The sequence below is a fragment of the Brooklawnia cerclae genome, from assembly GCF_011758645.1.
Classification (GTDB): Bacteria; Actinomycetota; Actinomycetes; order Propionibacteriales; family Propionibacteriaceae; genus Brooklawnia; species Brooklawnia cerclae.
In genome coordinates this window covers 2,544,656-2,563,708 of the sequence record NZ_JAAMOZ010000001.1, presented here as the reverse complement: position 1 = coordinate 2,563,708, position 19,053 = coordinate 2,544,656, and the positions used below count along the sequence as shown (strand labels likewise).

Sequence of the window (19,053 nt, the reverse complement as noted above, 5' to 3'; positions counted from 1 at the left end):
CTGACGGTTCTACACCTGCGACGACTTGGTGATGGCCTCCCAGAGCCCGCTGAGGTAGGTGGTGCCGAGCGCCCGATCGTACAACCCGTAGCCAGGGCGCCCCTGTTCGCCCCAGATGTCGCGTCCGTGATCGGAGCGGGCATAGCCGTCGAACCCCGCGTCGTGGAACGCCCGCATGATCTCGTACATGTCGAGCGACCCCTCGGACGACAGGTGCGCCGACTCGTGGAAGTCGACCTCCGAGGTGAACTTGATGTTGCGAATCTGTGCGAAGGGGATCTTGTCGCGTCCGGCGAACTCGCGGATCAGGGCCGGGACGTCGTTGGCCGGATTCTCACCCAGCGAGCCCGTACACAAAGTGAATCCGTTGTACGGGGAGTCGTGGAACGACTCGATGCGGCGCAGGTCGTCGGCGTCCTTCGCGATGCGGGGGAGCCCGAACAGTGACTTGGGCGGATCGTCCGGGTGCATCGCCATCTTCACGTCGTAGCGCTCGCAGGCGGGCATGATCGCTTGGATGAAGTACCGGAAATTCTCGGCCAGACCGTCGGAGCCGAGCGGGGCATAGGCCTCGAGGAGTTGCTGCAGGTGGGCGAGGCGCTCCGGCTCCCAACCCGGCAGCTTGTGCCCACCGGTGTTGTTGGCGTTCATACGGTCCATGGTCTCCTGCGCCGTGCCCTGGACCAGGGCATCCTCGTAGGCCATGGTGTGCGATCCGTCGGACAGTTCCTTGTGCAGGTCGGTGCGCACCCAGTCGAAGACCGGCATGAAGTTGTAGCAGATCACCTTGACCCCGACAGTCGCAAGGTTCTTGATCGTGGCGATGTAGTTCTCGATCGCACGGTCGCGCTCCGGCCCGCCGATCTTGATGTCGTCGTGGATGTTGACGCTTTCGACCACCTCGAAGGCGAGCCCCGCGGATTCGATCTGATCGCGAAGCGCCTCGATCTCCTCCAACGGCCACACCTCGCCGACCGGCACATCGAACAAGGCCCCGACCACATGCGTCACGTTCGGCACCTGCCGGATGTACTGCAGGGGGATGGGGTCGTCCTGTGCGCCGAACCAGCGCATTCCGAACTTCACAGTGGGTCTCCTTCATGGTGTTCGTGATGAGTGATCGGTCTGTGGGGCCCGTTCCGACGGACGGGCCCCACAGAGGTGGTCGTGTGTATCAGCCGAGCAGGACGCGTACGAAACGTAAGCCCTACGCAGCCGGATTTTCTTCGTTGGCCTGCTTGATGGCCGTGTACATGTCGGTGCGGAGGGCGTTGGCGCTCATGTACTCGTCGACCATGGGAGCGACCAATTCCTTGAACGCTTCGGTGTCGACATCGTCGTTGAACTGTACGCCCAGTTCCTCGGCATTCTCGATGGATTCCTCCACGTAGGGGACGAAGTCGGCGCTCGCTTTGGCGCTGATCTCCGGAATGAGATCCAGCAGCGCCTGACGATCCGCCTCGTTCATGTCGTCGAGAACAGTTGTGCTCATGAGCAGGAAATCGGGAATCATCAGGTGGCGAGTGTACGAGTAATACTTGGCGACCTCGTCGTGCTTCATGGAGTCGAACGAGGGCTCGTTGTTCTCAGCGCCATCGAGAACGCCGGTCTGCAAGGCAGAATAGACTTCGCCAAAGCTCATCGGCGAGGGGACGCCGCCAAGCATTTCGAGCATGCGAACCTGCGAGTCCGACTGCTGAACGCGGATCTTGAGCCCCTGCAGGTCTGCGGGCGTTCGGATCGGCCGCTTGCTGTTGTACATGCTGCGCTGGCCTGCGTGGACGCCGGACAGAACGGTTATCGACTTGCTTTCTTCGAGGGAAGTGAAGAGCTCGTGGTTGAGTTCCTCGTCGTTGAGGACCGCGAGTTGCGCCTCCATGGAATCGAAGACGAACGGCAAGTTGTAGACGACGAAATCTTCGTTCAGACTCTCCACGTTCGCGCCACCGCACCACATGAACGCAACGGTGCCGTCGGAGACATTCTGAATCACCTCGGTGCTGGTGCCGAGAGTCTCGTTCCCGAACACCTGGACGCTGTAGCGACCGTCCGTCACTTCCTCAAGTCTCTTGCCCAACTCGATACCGGCCTGATATTGCGGATGCTCTTCTGTCTGGCTGACGGCCAATTTGAAGACGGTCTTATGCCCTCCTCCTTCGCCGCCACCGCTGCCACAAGCGGCGAGACCTAGTGAGAGCAGGCCGATGGTTGCGGCCGTAACAAGTTTGGGTACTCCGGTCCGGGATGGTCTTTCCTGAAGGGGGCGCATCTCGCACTGCGTTTTCATGAATGCTCCTTCTCAACGTTTGGAAGGCGATGCTCGCGATGCGCCGCCGCTTCACAACGACGTCGATGTGGTAGATGGGCGCACTCGCGAGAAGCAGGACCACTCGGTCCGGCTCATGCCTCTGGTTGGTGGGTCTGGAAAAATGCTAGGACTTGTATATCAGCTCTGTCAAACGCTCGTTCGCTACACTCGTGACATGGGAGAAGTCAGGGGCTCGGTCCGGCAACGGGTCTATGAGGAAGTGCGCCGTCGCATCGTGTCGCTGGAGTTGCCTCCCAAGTCACCCATCTCGGAGAACGACCTGGCGCGAGAGCTCGGGGTCTCCCGCACGCCGGTGCGCGAGAGCCTGTTGCTGTTGCGCGAGGAGGGATTCGTGCAGGTGTTCCCGCAGATGGGCACATTCGTCTCCCACGTCGATATCGAGCGCGTGCTCCAGGCGCAGTTCATCCGGGAATCCATCGAGTGCACCGCCCTGGCCGAGGTCGACTGCGGAGTCGCTTCGTCCCACCTGGACGCGTTGCACGCGAACCTGCGGGCTCAGCGCGAGGCCGAGAAACACGCGGACACCTCGGAGTTCTTCGTCCTGGACGAGGAGTTCCATCTGTGTCTTCTCCGGCTCTCGGGGAGGGAATCGGCCTGGCCGGTCGTCCAGTCGGCGAAGTCGCACCTCGATCGCGCGCGGCGTGTCGGATTGGTCATCCACTCCCTGCCGGCCCTCATCGATCAGCATCAGCGAGTCGTCGACGGGGTGAAGACCGGCGATCTCGACTCCGCTGTCAGGGTGCTGCGCGAGCATCTGCGCGAGATTCTCACCGACCTGGAACTCATCCGCCAGCAGACGCCGGACCTGTTCTCGTCGGGGGAGATGCGCCCTGTTCGCCGGCTCGTCACGACGCTCGAGCCGACCCCTTCCCCGGTGCCGGAGTAACAACCCCCCCGGTCGCGGGACCACAGGGAGACGCCCGCACCAGGACCGTCGGCACTGGGCTGGCGAGCGGACGGCATGTACGATGCAGCGCGTCCGTACGTGGAGATCAACGGGGTGCGTGGTTGGTGTGATCAGAGTCGGCATTGTCGAGGACGATGCGGCCAGCGCTCATCTGCTGGTCGACTACCTGCATCGGTACGAGAACGAGCATGGCGAGTCGTTCACGGTCTCGACGTTCACCGACGGTGCCCAGCTCGTCTCAAAATATCGCCCTGACTACGACATCCTCCTGCTCGATGTGCTGATGCCGGAGTTGGACGGCTTCGAGGCCGCCGAACGTATCCGGCTCGTCGACAGCGACGTCGTCATCGTGTTCATCACGAACATGGCACAGTACGCCATCCGCGGTTACGAGGTCGAGGCGTTGAGCTACCTGCTCAAACCGGTGCCGTACTTCGCGTTCTCGCAGCAGATGAGGCGGTCGATCGCACGCGTGCGCAGTCGGCAGCCCGACTACCTGACCATCTCGACCAACGGTGAGCTCGTCCGGCTCGACACTGCGCAGATCGTGTACATCGAGAGCACTAGGCACCGAATCATCGTGCACGGCACCGACCGCACCTACTCGTTCTTCGGCGCGCTGAAAGACCTGGACGAGGAACTGGCCGGGCGAGGATTCTTCCGCAGCAACAACTGCTACCTGGTCAACCTTCGTCACGTCACGTCGATTCGCCAGAACGCGTGTGTGCTGACGGGCGGGCATGACCTCGTCGTGAGCAGATCGCGGAAGAAGGCGTTTCTCGATGCGCTGACCGACTACATCGGTGTGAGCCGGTCGTGACCGCGCTCGGCTCCATCAGTCGCCCGGTGGGAGAAACGACGTGATCCCCGACAGTCTTCCGGACATCCCGCGTGTGCTGACCGGGTTGGCGCAATGGTGTGCCTGCCTGGTGTACCTGTTCGTGCTGGTGCCACGGCGCGGATCGCGCCGCCGGATGGTCGTCGCAGGTGCGCTCGCGTTGCCCGCCCTCGTCGGAATGCAGTTGCTTGCGGGCGAGATGCCGCTCGTCCTGTGGCCCCTGGGCATGGCGGCGTCGGTGGTGCTCATGTTCGCCTTCGTGTGGCTGTCCACGGGAGCGTCCGCGTCCGACGCCGGATACGTCACCGCGCGAACCCTGGTGCTCGCCGAGTTCGTGGCGTCCCTGCACTGGCAGCTTCACTGCTTCTTCTTCGCTGCGGCCCCCGCGCCGACGACGCCGCTGCAGGTGTCGTTCGTCGTGCTGGCGTACGGCGTGTCCTTCGGTGGCGTCCACCTCGTCGAGCGGCGTGACTTCCCGCAGAACGCACCGCTGAACGTTCGTGCGCGAGAACTGCTGCTGTCGCTGGCGATCGCGGTGGCCACGTTCGTCATGAGCAACCTGTCGTTCGTCTCGACGACGACCCCGTTCAGCGGTCGCCTCGGGCCGGAGATCTTCTACATCCGCACACTGGTCGATCTCGCGGGCTTCGTGGCCCTGTACTCGCAGCAGAGCGTCCGCATGGAGACGCGTGCGCTGGCCGAGTTGTCCGCGATCGATCAGGTGTTGCGCAGCCAGCACGAGCAGTACCTGCAGTCCAAACGCAGCATCGACGCGGTGAACCGCACCTATCACGACCTCAAGCACCAGATCGCGGTGATCCGCGCGGAGGGCGACCCCCTGCGCAAACGCGCCTACCTGGACGAGCTCGAGACCAGCATCAGGGACCACGAGTCGCACTACCACACGGGTAACGGCGTACTCGATGTCATTCTGACTTCGAAGGATTCGCTGTGCGCCGAACGGGGGATCGAGCTGACCGCCGTCGCTGACGGTGCGGCGCTGGGATTCATGTCCGTCATGGACATCACAGCACTTTTCGGTAACGCCCTCGACAACGCGATCGAGGCGACCGACGCGGTGGAGGATCCCGACAAGCGCTTGATCCGGCTGGCGCTGTTCGTGCAGAGCGACCTCGTCATGATCGTCGTGGAGAACTACTTCCCCGGGACGCTGCACGTGGAGCACGGCGAACTGACGACCACGAAACCCGACCGTCAGCGCCATGGGTACGGGCTCAAGAGCATCCGCCACACGGCGGAGAAGTACGGCGGCTCGATGACGTTCGGAGTGGAGGACGGGTGGTTCCGGCTACGGATCCTGGTGCCGATGCTAGAGGGCCATAGTCAGGCGGCGAGCACCGCATCGGCCGGCGGTGCTGACCGGACGTAGATCCGAGCGCGTTCGCAGGTAGTCGTATCGGTGCACTCGGCGCGGCACCGGATGTGTGCGCCGCGTGGGACCTCGTTGAGCGACAGTTTGTGTGTTGCGAACGACAGGTTGAGTGAAGCCGTCGAATTTGGCTCCCGCGTTGGGCTTGACTCTGTGAAGCGCCGCCGACGGGAACGTTGAGGTCCTGTCCGGTAGCGCTGTGGCGCGGATGCTCTCCGGCCCCGCGTAACGGCGGGATCTCACCCGGGTGCGATGGACGTCAGTGGGAAACGACTCATCAGGAGGAACTGTGAGTAGGCACAGACGAATCACAAAGAAGCGGTTTGTCATCAGGTGGAGCGCGATTGTCGGGGCGATCCTCGTTGTCGTCCTAGGCGTCAACATTGCGGCTTTCGGCACGTTCAGTACAGTCTTGGACAACTATTTCCAGCCAGCCGTGCACCGTAGTGACGCCGTGACTGCGGCGAGCGCCGATCTGACGGAGGAGATCGAGGGCGAGGGCATCGTTCTACTGAAGAATGACAACGACGTCTTGCCGCTTGCTGCAAACAATCGCCGGGTCAACGTCTTCGGATGGTCGTCCACGAGCCCCGTTTACGGGGGGACAGGGTCGGGGGCCGTCGATGCAGACGCGGCGGTCGACTTGTTGGCTGGCTTGGAAGCGGCCGGGATCGAATACAACACGCAGATCACCGATTTTTACACCGAGTTCCGGACCGGACGGCCGACAATCGCCATTAGGGCTCAGGACTGGACAGTACCCGAGCCGACAATCGCGGAGTACGACGCTGCGGGGATCTTCGAAAGCGCCACGGAGTTCTCCGACACCGCAGTTGTCATGCTGTCTCGATCCGGTGGCGAGGGCGCCGACTTGGCGCGCAGCCTAGGGGGCAGCGCGGACGATATCTCCAGCCAAGAGCTGCCAGATGGTCGAGTTGTCGACGTTGGATCGATTGGCTCCGCCTACGAGGATGACATCGACGCAACCAAGCACTATCTCGAACTGAGCAACCGCGAGCATGCGATGCTCGAGCGCGTTGCTGAGGAGTTCGAAAACGTCGTTGTCTTGCTCAACACCGGCAATGTCTTTGAACTTGGGTGGGTCGATGAACTTGATGTCGATGCTGTGGCGTGGATCGGTGGCCCGGGTGAGACAGGTTTCGTGGCAGTCGGTGACATGCTGACTGGGCAGATTAACCCGTCGGGGCGCACCGTCGACACATGGCTCTACGACCTTTTCGACAGCCCCAGTTCGGCGAATTTCGGTCGTTTCAGCTTTACCGGTTCCGAGGATGCCGACTCCGGCGACGTGCCGATCGCTTACAGTGGTGACCCCGCGACCAGCCCCGGCTACCAGTTCGTGGACTACGCCGAAGGAATATATGTCGGGTATCGGTTCTTCGAGACCTACTTCATGGACAACGAGGTGGGGTACCGAGACGTTGTGCAGTATCCGTTCGGTTATGGCTTGAGCTATACAGAGTTCGAACAGACCCTCGATGGCTTGTCGGTTTCGGGTGACAGCGTCGTGGCCGAGGTCACAGTGACCAACGTTGGCGACACCGCTGGTAAAGATGTGGTGCAACTCTATGACACCCCTCCGTACACCAATGGCGGCATCGAGAAGTCGTATGTGAACCTGCTTGCGTTCGATAAGACCGACATGCTGGAGCCGGGCGCGTCGCAGACCATGACCTTGAGCGTCCCTGTCGAGGATCTTGCGTCCTTTGACTACGAGACCGAGGGAGCATACGTGCTTGAAGCGGGCCGCTACGAGTTCAAGCTGATGGCCGACTCCCACGATGTCATCGACTCTCGTGACTACATTGTGAGCGACGCCATCGTCTACGGCGCGGACAACCCGCGCGCCACCGACGAGGTTGCGGCCACGACACAGTTTGCTGATGCCGAGGGTGAAGTGGTGTCGCTGTCCCGTGCCGACAGCTTCGCTAATCTGGACGAGGCACTCGAGCCCGCCTCAGACCGCGAGATGACCGCGGCCGAGGAAACCGCTGTCCGAGTTGAGCTTCCTACCGACCCGGGTGCCGAGATGCCAGTCACCGGCGCGGACAATGGGCTGTCACTCGAGGACGTGGTCGGGCTGGACTACGATGATCCGGCTTGGGACCAGTTGCTGGACCAGTTGACCATTGACGAGATGACAAACCTCATCGCCTTCGGCGGCTACCAGACCGAGCCGGTCGACAGTGTCGGGAAGCCCAGCACGATCGACATCGATGGCCCGCAGGGCCTGAGCAGCTTCATGGGAGCCTCGGTTCGCGCCGGCGCCTACCCGACGGCCATGGTCATCGCGTCGACGTGGAACGCCGATCTGGCGCGCGAACGCGGTCAGATGGTGGGTTACGAGGCGCTCGAGATGGGCGTCAACGGTTGGTACGCGCCGGGTATGAACATCCATCGCAGCCCGTTCGGGGGGCGGGACTTCGAGTACTACTCGGAAGATCCCGTCTTGTCAGGCAGCATCGCCTCCGCCGAGGTGGCTGGCGCCCAGGGCGAAGGTCTGTACGTTTACATCAAGCATTTCGTCCTTAATGAACAGGAGACCTTCCGTAACTCTCGGCTGACCACGTGGATCAACGAGCAGGCGCTGCGCGAGATCTACCTCAAACCGTTCGAGGACAGCGTGAAGGACGGTGGTGCCACCGCGCTGATGAGTTCGTTCAACTACATCGGCGGTGTGTGGGCGGGGGGCAGCGACGCGCTGCTGAACACGGTGCTGCGCGATGAGTGGGGCTTCAACGGTGTGGTCGTCACCGATTACTTCGGCAACTACGGCTACATGAGCGCTAACCAAGCGATCGCGAACGGCGGAGACCTCATGCTCTCCACCTTGGGCATGTATGGCGCGACGCCCGAAGTCGCGGAGAGCGACGCTCTTGGGGTACTCCAGTTGCGCACGGCGAGCAAGAACATCATGTACACAGTCGCGAATAGCAACGCCATGTACACCGCGGCCGAACGGAACGAACGTTTGGCCGACATCGGTGGTCACGTCTCGGAGCTGTCCGGTTTCCACAGGGCCGCCTACAACATGGGTGTCGAATCCTGGGAACTGGCGGCCTACCTCATCAACGGTGCCGTCGCGGTGCTCCTCCTGCTGCTAGTCGGATTCAAGATCCGGAAGTATCGGCAGTTGTTCGCGCATTCTCCTGCGACGGTGACGCAAGACCGTGAGGAGCCGATGCCACCCGCCGTTCCCTGACCGAGAGCGGCTCTTGAGTGCGGCCCGGCCGGCAATACCGATCAGCTGGTCGGGCCGCAGACACCACGACAGAAATGATCGTCACCATGGATGAACCGTTGACCTTGCTGGAGAAGGCCGCCCTGCTCAGCGGCGGCACCGTGTGGCAGACCCGCGCCGTGCCACGGGCCGGCATCCGTGCGTTGTGGTTCGCCGACGGGCCCCACGGCATCCGCAAGCAGACCGGCTCGGCCGATCACCTGGGCCTGGGCGCGTCCCAGAAAGCGACCTGCTTCCCGACGGCGGCCACCGTGGCCAACAGCTGGGATCCGGAGTTGGCCGAGAAGGTCGGCGAGGCGCTCGGGGCCGAGGCCGCTGCTCAAGGGGTCGACGTACTGCTCGGCCCTGGCCTGAACATCAAGCGCAGCCCGTTGTGCGGGCGCGACTTCGAGTACTTCTCCGAGGATCCCTACTTGGCGGGCAAACTCGCCGCCGGCTATGTGCGTGGTATCCAGTCACAGGGCGTGTCCGCCTGCCCCAAGCACTTCGCGGCGAACAGCCAGGAGTTGCGGCGGATGGCGAGCGATTCCGTGGTCGACGAGCGCACGCTCCGCGAGATCTACCTGACCGGGTTCGAGATCGCGGTACGCGAAGGGCATCCCCACACGGTCATGTCGAGCTACAACAAGCTCAACGGCACCTACGCCCACGAGAACCATTGGCTGCTGAGCCGGGTGCTGCGCGACGAGTGGGGCTTCGACGGAGCCGTCGTGTCCGACTGGGGCGGTGGCAACGATCCGGTGGCGGCGGTGCGCGCCGGCGGGACGCTCGAGATGCCGTCGTCCGGGTTCGACTCGGTCGAACGGATCCTGCGAGCCGTCGAACGCGGTGAGTTGAGTGAGGCCGACCTGGATGCTCGCGTCGCGGAGGTCGTGGCGCTCGGTGGGCGCGTCGAAAGGCCGTCGGCGACGCAGAGGGTGGACGAGGCCGCGCACCACGAGCTCGCTCGCGACGTCGTCGCGCAGAGTGCCGTGCTGCTGAAGAACGAGGACGGTCTGCTGCCCTTGGCGCCCGGCACGCGGGTGGCGGTCGTCGGCGACTTCGCGGCGACGCCGCGCTACCAGGGTGCGGGTTCCTCGCTGGTCAACCCGTTCCGTCTGGTCACGACGCTGGACGCGCTGCCCGCCTCGGGCCTGGAACTCGTGGAGTACGCCCAGGGGTTCACCCGGGGCGGAGCGGGCGACGCGACGCTCGTCGCGCAGGCCGTGCGGGCCGCGCAGCAGGCGGACGTGGTGCTCGCCTACCTGGGCCTTGACGAGATCAGCGAGGTCGAGGGACGCGACCGCGCACACCTGCGGCTGCCGAGTGCGCAGGTGGAGTTGCTCGCGGCGCTCGCGGAGGTCAACGAGCACGTCGTCGTCGTGCTCAGCGGCGGGGGCGTCGTCGAGACGGAGTGGCTGGGCCGCTGTCAGGCGCTGCTGCACGGCTACCTGGGCGGGCAGGCGGGGGCCGAGGCGGTGCTCGACATCCTGGTGGGGAAAGTGAATCCGTCGGGGCGTCTGGCCGAGACGTATCCCGTGCGGCTGGAGGACACCCCCGCGCATCGCTACCACCCGAGTGGCGGGGTCACCGCCGAATACAGGGAGGGTCCGTACGTCGGCTACCGCTACTACGCGACCGCCGAGGTACCCGTGGCGTTCCCGTTCGGCTTCGGGCTGTCGTACACCGCGTTCGCGTACTCCGATCTCGAGATCGGCGCTACCGGGGCAGCATTCACGCTGACCAACACCGGATCGGTGGCCGGTGCCGAGGTCGCTCAGCTCTACGTCGGACGCGATCCTTCCAGCACGGCGGGGGTCGTCCGGCCGATACGTGAACTCAAGGGGTTCGCGAAGGTCGCTCTCGCGCCCGGGGAATCGACACGCGTGGTGATCCCCTTCGACGAGTACACGTTCCGCCACTTCAGCACCGCAACGGGCCGCTGGGAGGTCGAGTCCGGCCGGTACTCGATCCAGGTCGGGGCCAGCGTGGAGGACATCCGCCTGTCGGCGACGCACGAGGTCACGGGCACCGTCGAGCCGACCGCCGGTCGCCGGGAGGATCTTCCTCACTACGCCTCGGGCGAGATCACGAACGTGCCGGACGAGGAGTTCGCGGCCCTGCTGGGGCACCCCGCTCCGCCCACGTCCCGCGTCCGCGGCCCGCTGCGCCTGGACGATCCGCTGGCCGCGATGACGGAGGCCGCCAGCCCGCTGGCCCGCCTGGCCCACCGCGTCCTCGTCCGGCTGATCGCGAGGGCGGATGCCAAGGGCAGGCCCGATCTCAATCTGCTGTTCATCTACTGGGAGCCGTTCCGTGCCATCGCCAAGATGACGAACGGGCTCGTCAGCACGGCGATGGTCGAGGCGCTCCTGGTCGTCGTCAACGGGCACGCCTTCCGCGGCATCGGTGCGCTGGTGCGTGCCGCGGTCGCGAACAACCGGATGAACCGCCGCCTGCGGCGCGAACTCGCCGCCGTCAGCCACTAGACCCCGAGAGGAAGAGAGCCCCCCGTGCTCCACCGCATCCGCGAGGCCTGGGCCTCGTACTACGAGCGACACACCGCCGTCGCGCAGTTCATCATGTTCTTCCTGCTGTCCAACGGGGTCACCGTGCTCCAACTGTTCCTCATGCCGGCGTTCCGGGCGGTCTTCGACGCCACCTCACTGGTGGACGCCAACTTCCAGGTGCTGCCGGTCGGCTCCAACGTGGACGGCTCGCAGTTCTATGTGTTCGACTACCCGGCGGGCGCTCTGCCGGAAGGTGGCGGCGGGCTCGCGTACTTCCTGGCGGTGGAGATCACGCTGGGGATCGCGCAGGTCATCAACTTCTTCCTCCAGCGCAACGTCACCTTCCGTTCGAATTCCTCGATCGGCAAGGCTGCCTTGTGGTACGTCATCGCGTACATCGTCATCACCGTCGTCGCGGCGGCGGCCCAGGGGTTCTACAAGGCCCCGATCTATCGCCTGCTGATCACGACGTGGAACTGGGGCGGCACAGGTGAGACGATTGCAGACGTCGTGACCATGATCATCAACAGTGCGATTTCGTTCTGGGTGTTCTTCCCGATCTTCCGGGTGATTTTCAAGCGGACGCCGGAGTCCGCGCCGACGCCTGTGGAGGGAGCGGGCACGCCGGCGAGCGAATAGGCCGACCGAGGGGAAACATGCTTGTGAAGACCTTGACCATCGTGGTGCCCTGCTACAACTCCGAGGGCTACCTCCGCCGCTGCCTGGACTCGCTGATGACGCGGGCGAGCGACGTCGAGATCCTTGTCGTGGACGACGGCTCGACGGACGGCACCGGCGCGATCGCGGAGTCCTATGCGGAGCGCTTTCCCGCGTTGCTACGCGTGATCCATCAGCCGAACCGGGGCCACGGCGGTGCGGTCAACACCGGGATCCGGGAGGCGAGCGGCCGGTACCTGAAGATCGTCGACAGCGACGACTGGCTGGACGCCCAGGCTTTCGACCAGGTTCTGCGCGCGCTACGCGGCTTCGGCTCTGCTGACGAGGACATCGACGCCGTGGTGAGCAACTTCGTCTACGAGAAGGTCGGCAAGCGGCGCAAGAAGACGGTCCGCTACCGGGGCGTCCTGCCTGTGGGCAGAGCCGTCACGTGGGACGAGGTCGGCGACTTCGGCGCGGCGCAGTACATCCTCATGCATGCCCTGATCTACCGCACCGAGATGTTGCGCGCCTGCGGGCTGCAGCTGCCCGAGCACACCTTCTATGTCGACAACCTGTACTCCTACGTACCGCTGCGTCATGTGCGACGGCTGTATTACGTGGACGTCGATCTATACCGATACTTCATCGGGCGACCCGACCAGTCCGTCAACGAGTCGGTGCTGCTGGGGCGGATGGATCAGTACCTGCGCATCAACCGGGCGATGGTGGCGCATCTGTCCGAGGTCTGGCCCGATCCGACGGTCTCTCCGGTTCTGAAGCGCTACTTGCTGCACTTCGCCGAGATCGTCTGCTCCACCTCGTCGGTGCTGCTCACGCGGGCGGGGACGCCCGATGCCTCCGCGCGGCGCGACGAGTTCTGGGCGGACCTGCGGCGAGAACACCCCTGGCTCCATCAACGTCTCCGGCACAGTGCCATGGCGCGGCTCTCGAACCTGCCCGGCCGTTCCGGGAAGGGCATCTCGAGGCTCGCCTACCGGGCGGCCAGGGGCGTCGTCGGGTTCAACTGACCGCGCGTGGCGCGGGCTCATCCGCGTCCCGGGTCGGCCGCACGGTCGGAGTGCGGCGGCTTGTGGGCGTGCCCGCATCGCTGGGAGCATGGCTGGTGTGAGATCTCCGTGGTCCGACGCCACCTCCATCGACGTTCCACGGCCCGAGTACCCGCGGCCGATGATGGCACGCCCGCGATGGCAGAGCCTGAACGGGAGCTGCGAGTACGCGGTGAGGCCGGCTCGCGGCGCCATCGAGGACGAGCGCCCACCCGGGGAGTTCGACGGGGCGATCGTCGTCCCGTTCGCGATCGAGACGCCTGCCTCCGGGGTCGAGCGGGCCCTGCGTCCCGACGAGACGCTCTTCTACCGTCGGCATCTCGACCTGCCCGGCGCGTGGGCCGGCGAACGGGTCGCGCTCAACTTCGAGGCCGTCGACCACGAGGCCGTCGTGTTCGTCGACGGGGAGCCCGTGGGACGGCACCGGGGTGGGTACCTGCCGTTCACCGTGGAGGTGCCTGCGGGGGCGAGCGAATTGGTCGTGGTGGTGCGCGACCCCACGGACAAGGGCACTCAGCAACACGGCAAGCAGGCGCTTGCGCCCGGGGGCATCTGGTACACAGCGACGAGCGGCATCTGGCAGGACGTCTGGGCAGAGCCGCTGCCCGGCAACGCGATCACGCGGGTGACGACCTCGACCTGGCGGGGGCTGGACGGTATCGACGTGCTCGTCTCGTGCGAACATGCTTGTGAGGTGACGATCGAGGTCGGCCTGCCGGGTGGGGGACAGGCGCTCGTCCGGGGCGTGGCGGGCGAGCCGATCGGTGTGCCGATACCCGATGCGCGGCCGTGGTCACCGGATGATCCCTGGCTCTACCCCCTCACGGTGACGACCGCCGACGACGAGATAACCGCCTGGGCGGCGATCCGGACCGTGGGCCTTCGCCCCATCCCCGGGGCCGGACCGCTGGAACGTCCCGCGGTCGTGTTGAACGGCCGACCGATCCTGTTGAACACACCGCTCGACCAGGGCTACTGGCCCGAGTCGGGGCTCACGGCTCCCAGTGACGAGGCGCTGGTCTTCGACCTGCGGCGCATGCGCGACCTGGGCTTCAACGGGGTGCGCAAGCACGTCAAGGTCGAATCGCGGCGCTTCTACCATCACGCCGACCGTCTGGGCATGCTCGTCGTCCAGGATGTGGTGAACGGCGGACGCCCGCGTGTCGGCACCAGGGGATCGCAGTTGGCGATGGCCCTCAACCTGCATGTGGAGGACAGGTCGCGGCGTGCCCACAAGGCTGCCGGACGCGGTTCGGCCGCCGACCGGGAGGAGTTCGCGGCCGATCTCGTGGGCATGATCGACCACCTGTCGCCGCACCCGAGCGTGGTCTGCTGGGTGATCTTCAACGAGGCGTGGGGGCAGTTCGACACTCGCCGTCTGGAAAAGCTCGTGCGCCGGAGCGACCCCACGCGTCTCGTGGACGCGGCCTCCGGTTGGTACGACCAGGGAGGCGGCGACTTCCGGAGTCGTCATCGCTATGTGCTGCGGCTCCACAAACCGCCGTCGCACGACCGGCGTCCGTTCCTGCTGTCGGAGTTCGGCGGCTACAACCTCTCGGTTCCCGGGCACACGGGTAACGAGCACCCGGCGTTCGGCTACAAGTTCTTCGCTTCTGGGAAGGAACTGGACGAGGCGCTCGCCTCCTTGTACCGCGAGCAGCTGATTCCCCTTGTGGAGCAGGGCCTGCGCGGGTGCGTGTACACGCAGGTGAGTGACGTCGAGGGGGAGACCAACGGGTTGCTCACGTACGACCGCGCGGTGCTGAAGCCGAACGAGGAACTGCTGCGGCAGCTGAATCGGGAGCTGAACGAGGCGTTCGCGCGGCTCGGCGCGGCCGATGTGAGCGAGACAGCCGACTCACGCAGATCGAACGTACGGGATGACAAGGTGATTTGAATAAACGATAGGCAGCTATCAAAATGAGAGTGTGCTATCGGAATCAAGTGTGGGTCAGTCGGTGGGCCACGTGCGATCCGTCCGGGTCGACGCGCTCGCGAGTATCGGACGCATCGTCGAGGCCGCGCGTGAGGCTCTGCGGCGGTCGTCCTCGGCAACGCTGAACCGCATCGCCGAGGACGCCGGCGTCGGCATAGCGACGCTCTACCGACACTTCCCCAACCGCGAATCGTTGGCCGCCGCGGTGATGGATCGGGTATGGGCCGAGGACGTGCGTCCCCTGCTCCAGGAGTTCGGCTCCTCGAACGCGTCGCGGGACGATCTGCTGTCGGTTGCCGAGCGGGTCGTCGGGGTGTTCGAAGCGGAGCGTGGCGTGGTCCAGGCGCTGAGGAACCTGCCGGCCCTGGTGGTCGACCACCTCGCACAGGACGCCTCGCTCCGCGACACGGTCGCGCGTGCCCAGGCCGTCGGCAACCTGCGCCCCGACCTCGAATCCGACGACGTGCCCAGCCTGCTGGCCATGGTGACGACGTTGCCGTTCATCCTCGATGCCGCTCCCGAGGAGCGCCGACGCTATCTCAGCCTCTTCCTGGACGGGCTGAACCCTGCTCGCGCCGTTCCCCTGCCTGCCCGCTCCGCCGGGGAGGAGCGATGACCGGGGGCGCGCCCACGGGGCTTCGACAGGATCAGCCGTCCTCGGCGACCGCCGACCGGGTTCGACCGCCGTTCCCGGCCGGCACGACTCCGGGACTCGGGCTGGCGCTGGGGGGCGGGGCGGTCCTCGGCGCGGCCCATGTCGGGGTGCTCAAGGCGATGGCCGAGCGCGGGCTGCGTCCTCAGGTCGTGGTCGGGACGAGCATCGGTGCCCTCGTGGGGGCCGCGTACGCCTCCGGGATGGACGTGGACGACATGGAATCGCTCGTGCTCGCCAGCGGCTGGTCGCAGGTGGGACGGCTGAGTCTCACGCCCAGATTCGGGGTGCTGGACTCGACCGCGTTGGCCGACACCCTCTCGGTCCGGGGGGTGGCCGAACTGATCGAGGACCTTCCCCTGCGGTTCGGCGCGATGGTGACCGACATGCGCGCCCGGCAGGGTGTCGTCCTGAGCTCGGGGCCGCTCGCCGACGCATTGCGCGCCAGCATCGCCATCCCCGGGCTCTTCCCGCCGGTGGCGCGCGACGGGATGCTCCTCTTCGACGGGGGGCTTGCGGCGAACCTCCCGATCGGGGCGGCTCGCGAACTCGGCGCCGACTGGACCATCGCGGTCCGGCTGCGTCCCGAGTGGGGACTGGTACCCGTTGCGGGCGCCACGGAGCAGGCCGAGGCGTGGGAGCATGACCCGGCGACGCTCGTGATCCGTCCCGACCACAGGGGGTTGTCCATGTGGTCGACGAGCGACGTCCCCAGGCTGATCGACGCGGGTCGGACCGCGGCGGAGATCGCTCTGGACGAGGCGGAACGGCGCGGAATGCCCGAGATGGGGCTGCTCGCCTCGCCCTGTGGGCTCCAAGAGGGGGGACGCTGACATGATCGCCGTCAGCATGACTGTGTTGATGTTCGTCGCCTACGCGTTCGGCGGTTGGGTGCTCGAGGGGGTCGTCCGGTTGGTCCGCTGGCATCGGGTCGGAAATCACGGCTTCCTGACGGGTCCCGTGCTACCGATCTACGCGTTCGGTGCCGTCGGCATCCTGGCCTTCACACGGCCGATCCGCGATGATCCCGCGCTCGTCTTCCTGACGGGCATGCTGATCGCCTCCGTCGTCGAGTTCATCGGGCATGTGCTGCTGGAGAAGATGATGGGCCTGGTCCTGTGGGACTACAGCGGCCGGCTCGGCAACATTCAGGGCCGGGTATGTCTCGGCAACTCCCTGGGCTTCGGCGTCGCTGGGCTCGTCGTCGTCGAGGTGATCGATCCTCCCCTGGAGGCGTTTCTGAGTGGTCTGGACCCCTTGGTGGTCGTGTCGCTGGCGTCCGGCCTCGGCGCGGTCATGGTCGTCGACTGGGTGCATGCGGTCGTCGCCGTCGTACGGGTGCGCCCCGAGATCGAATCCATCCGCGGAAGCCTCGACGAGGTGCGGGCACAGCTGGAAAGGCAGCTGGACGAACTGGGTGCGGACTTCCAGAACGGTGTGACCCGGCGGCGGATCCGCATGCTACGGGGCTCGCGCGCCGTGCTGACCAGGTTGAACGCAGCCTTCCCCGGGGCGCGCGGCGCGAATGCCGTGCGTGGCTCCCACGCGTCCGTGCCGCCGCATGAAGCGATCGCGGACGATGCCGGTGTCGGCGGCACACGTCACGTCGCCCCCATCCGGTGAGGTGCCTCCGGCGAATTGCGCGGTGGGCGCGGCATAGACGATTGTTCTTCCGTAGTAGTGTCGATCGGTCGGTGTTATCTATCGTTTCGTGACTGATCTTCGGGAGGATCTGTGTCCCAGGTTGCAGGCGTCGCGTTGACGCTCTTCCTGGTGATGGATCCCCTGGGCAACGTGCCGCTGTTCCTCGCCGCGCTGAGGAACGTCGCTCCCGCTCGTCGCCGCTTCGTGCTGACGCGAGAACTGCTGATCGCGCTCGGCGTGATGGCGATCATATTGTTCCTCGGCCGCGGGCTGATGGAACTCCTGCATGTCACTCAGCCCGCACTGGCCACTGCAGGGGGAGTGATCCTGCTCCTCATCGCCATCCGCATGGTCTTCCCCAGCCCCGACCGTCCACTGGCCGAGCGTGTCGTGGACGAGCCGTTCATCGTCCCACTCGCCGTGCCGTACGTCGCCGGGCCGTCGGTGCTGGCGATCGAGATCGTCCTCATGCAGCAGATGCCCGGGCAGTGGCCGCTGATCCTGCTCGCCCTGGTGATCGCGTGGGCGGTCTCGTCGGCGATCCTGCTGGCGTCCAGCTGCCTGCACCGGTTCCTGGGGGAACGCACGCTGCTGGCGACCGAGCGCCTGATGGGGATGATCCTGGTGATCATCGCCGTCCAGATGATGCTGGGCGGAATCCGCGACTTCTTCGCCTGAGGACGACGGCCCGGCCCGGTCCCAGTTTCCCGCCCGCCGGAACCCGCGGATGAAATCATCAGTTGCGGATGGGATCTCGCCCGCAACTGACAATTCCGTCCGCGGGTTCGTGATGGCCCAGCCGCGAAGCGGGGGGCGGGGCGAGTGTGGGGGGCGGGGCGCTAGGTTGCCAGGGGGCGGGAGCTCGCAGGGGGGAGGCCGAGCCACTCACGCCATCGGGGCAACTCGCGGGCGGCCTGGGCGCGTCCGTCCTCGTAGCTACGGGTCAGTTTCGCCACGTTCTTCTCGCTGTTGGCGACCGTGTACCCGTCAGGGTAGAAGATGATCGCCTGCCCACTGCGCTCGAGTTCCGTGAGTTCCTCGCGCGTCCGGTTGTAGTTCGCCGCCCGCCGGGCGAGCGCGTCGACGACGGCAGGGAACCTCCTGAAGTACGACCGCATCGCCCGGGTGATCCGCATCGGCCGTTTGACGTAGTCGCGGGGCCGGGTGAGGACGACGAAGAAACGCTGGAAGCCATCGGCGCGCGCCACATCCAGGGGGATCCCCCCGCTGGGGCCGAGTGCCCCGTCCACGTAGGTGTGCTCGCCGATCGTCACCGTCGGCATGAAGAACGGCAGGCTGGACGAGGCCTGCACCCGCACCATGAGATCGTCCAGCGTCGGGGTGTCGGATCGTCCCCAGAACAAGGTGCGTCCGGTGTCCGCTTCGAAGCTGCCCAGGCGCATACGGGCGGGGTTGGCCTGGAACGTGGCGAAGTCGAACGGCAGGGCGCCACCCGTGAGCCCGGTCTCGCGGTAGATGTAGTTCGCGTTGAACATGCCCTGCCCGCGCAGGAAGGTGCCCAGGTTACCGAAACAGGGGTCGGCGGCGAACTCGACGAACGAGCGTCGTGCGCGTCCCGCGTCACGGGAAAGATAGTTGGCGGTGTTGGACGAGCCGGCGGAGATCCCGGCCACCCAGTCGAGGTGTATGCCGGCCCGCAGCAGTGCCACGACGACGGCCGAGGTGTAACTGGCGCGCATGGCTCCCCCCTCGAAGAGGAGGGCGACATCGGTGACATTGCTCGTCAGCGGGGCGGCGGACGAATCGAACGGCATACCCCGCATTGTGTCACGCGTGCGGCGGCCCGGCCGTCGAGCGGGAGCAGATCTCGCGGGGGCCCGGCGGGTGGCAGGATTGGGGGCAACCACCAGACAAGCAA

Annotated in this window: 15 protein-coding genes; 12 read left to right on the top strand and 3 right to left on the bottom strand. The window is 65.7% G+C overall.

What is annotated here, in order from left to right; translation table 11 throughout:
• Positions 1–9 precede the first annotated feature (9 nt).
• Both FB473_RS11800 and FB473_RS11795 read right to left on the bottom strand, forming a co-directional pair.
• A complete protein-coding gene (locus tag FB473_RS11800; protein WP_341770110.1) occupies positions 10–1,086 on the bottom strand; it encodes a mannonate dehydratase in 1,077 nt (358 codons plus the stop codon).
• Between the two features lie 121 nt (positions 1,087–1,207).
• Positions 1,208–2,287, bottom strand: a complete 1,080-nt coding sequence (locus FB473_RS11795; RefSeq protein WP_243863554.1) for a TRAP transporter substrate-binding protein — start codon at positions 2,285–2,287, stop codon at positions 1,208–1,210.
• A 196-nt stretch (positions 2,288–2,483) separates the two neighbouring features.
• On the opposite strand from FB473_RS11795, the gene FB473_RS11790 reads away from it, so the two are divergent.
• From FB473_RS11790 to FB473_RS11735, 12 genes are all read left to right on the top strand, one after another.
• A complete protein-coding gene (locus FB473_RS11790) occupies positions 2,484–3,215 on the top strand; it encodes a GntR family transcriptional regulator (RefSeq protein ID WP_167167874.1) in 732 nt (243 codons plus the stop codon).
• Between the two features lie 118 nt (positions 3,216–3,333).
• On the top strand, positions 3,334–4,056 hold the full coding sequence (locus FB473_RS11785; protein ID WP_208390541.1) for a LytTR family transcriptional regulator DNA-binding domain-containing protein: 723 nt from the start codon (positions 3,334–3,336) through the stop codon (positions 4,054–4,056).
• Positions 4,057–4,096: 40 nt separating this feature from the next.
• Complete coding sequence (locus FB473_RS18495; RefSeq protein WP_167167868.1) at positions 4,097–5,464, top strand: GHKL domain-containing protein; 1,368 nt, start codon at positions 4,097–4,099, stop codon at positions 5,462–5,464.
• A gap of 412 nt (positions 5,465–5,876) precedes the next feature.
• Positions 5,877–8,687, top strand: coding sequence for a glycoside hydrolase family 3 protein (locus FB473_RS11775; RefSeq protein ID WP_167167865.1), 2,811 nt, complete (start codon positions 5,877–5,879; stop codon positions 8,685–8,687).
• Between the two features lie 86 nt (positions 8,688–8,773).
• Positions 8,774–11,194: a glycoside hydrolase family 3 C-terminal domain-containing protein gene (locus tag FB473_RS11770; protein WP_167167863.1), complete on the top strand. Its 2,421-nt coding sequence runs from the start codon at positions 8,774–8,776 to the stop codon at positions 11,192–11,194.
• A 24-nt stretch (positions 11,195–11,218) separates the two neighbouring features.
• On the top strand, positions 11,219–11,854 hold the full coding sequence (locus tag FB473_RS11765) for a hypothetical protein (protein ID WP_167167860.1): 636 nt from the start codon (positions 11,219–11,221) through the stop codon (positions 11,852–11,854).
• Positions 11,855–11,871: 17 nt separating this feature from the next.
• A complete protein-coding gene (locus FB473_RS11760; RefSeq protein ID WP_208390540.1) occupies positions 11,872–12,903 on the top strand; it encodes a glycosyltransferase family 2 protein in 1,032 nt (343 codons plus the stop codon).
• 97 nt (positions 12,904–13,000) lie between these two features.
• Positions 13,001–14,839: a glycoside hydrolase family 2 TIM barrel-domain containing protein gene (locus FB473_RS11755; protein ID WP_167167857.1), complete on the top strand. Its 1,839-nt coding sequence runs from the start codon at positions 13,001–13,003 to the stop codon at positions 14,837–14,839.
• Between the two features lie 31 nt (positions 14,840–14,870).
• A complete protein-coding gene (locus tag FB473_RS11750; protein ID WP_167167854.1) occupies positions 14,871–15,494 on the top strand; it encodes a TetR family transcriptional regulator in 624 nt (207 codons plus the stop codon).
• Positions 15,491–16,363: a patatin-like phospholipase family protein gene (locus tag FB473_RS11745; RefSeq protein ID WP_167167851.1), complete on the top strand. Its 873-nt coding sequence runs from the start codon at positions 15,491–15,493 to the stop codon at positions 16,361–16,363. The genes FB473_RS11750 and FB473_RS11745 overlap by 4 nt, the downstream gene beginning before the upstream one ends.
• A 16-nt stretch (positions 16,364–16,379) precedes the next feature.
• Complete coding sequence (locus FB473_RS11740) at positions 16,380–17,153, top strand: putative ABC transporter permease (RefSeq protein ID WP_167167848.1); 774 nt, start codon at positions 16,380–16,382, stop codon at positions 17,151–17,153.
• A 111-nt stretch (positions 17,154–17,264) separates the two neighbouring features.
• A complete protein-coding gene (locus FB473_RS11735) occupies positions 17,265–17,852 on the top strand; it encodes a MarC family protein (protein WP_341770109.1) in 588 nt (195 codons plus the stop codon).
• A gap of 161 nt (positions 17,853–18,013) precedes the next feature.
• Here FB473_RS11735 and FB473_RS11730 read toward each other — a convergent pair whose 3' ends face one another.
• Positions 18,014–18,922, bottom strand: coding sequence for a patatin-like phospholipase family protein (locus tag FB473_RS11730; protein WP_208390771.1), 909 nt, complete (start codon positions 18,920–18,922; stop codon positions 18,014–18,016).
• Positions 18,923–19,053 lie beyond the last annotated feature (131 nt).

Bases quoted from the DNA above. Each gene is read 5' to 3' on its own strand.
- FB473_RS11795 (WP_243863554.1), bottom strand. From the start codon at position 2,287: ATGAAAACGCAGTGCGAGATGCGCCCCCTTCAGGAAAGACCATCCCGG.
- FB473_RS11790 (WP_167167874.1), top strand. From the start codon at position 2,484: ATGGGAGAAGTCAGGGGCTCGGTCCGGCAACGGGTCTATGAGGAAGTG.
- FB473_RS11770 (WP_167167863.1), top strand. From the start codon at position 8,774: ATGGATGAACCGTTGACCTTGCTGGAGAAGGCCGCCCTGCTCAGCGGC.
- FB473_RS11760 (WP_208390540.1), top strand. From the start codon at position 11,872: ATGCTTGTGAAGACCTTGACCATCGTGGTGCCCTGCTACAACTCCGAG.
- FB473_RS11745 (WP_167167851.1), top strand. From the start codon at position 15,491: ATGACCGGGGGCGCGCCCACGGGGCTTCGACAGGATCAGCCGTCCTCG.
- FB473_RS11740 (WP_167167848.1), top strand. From the start codon at position 16,380: ATGACTGTGTTGATGTTCGTCGCCTACGCGTTCGGCGGTTGGGTGCTC.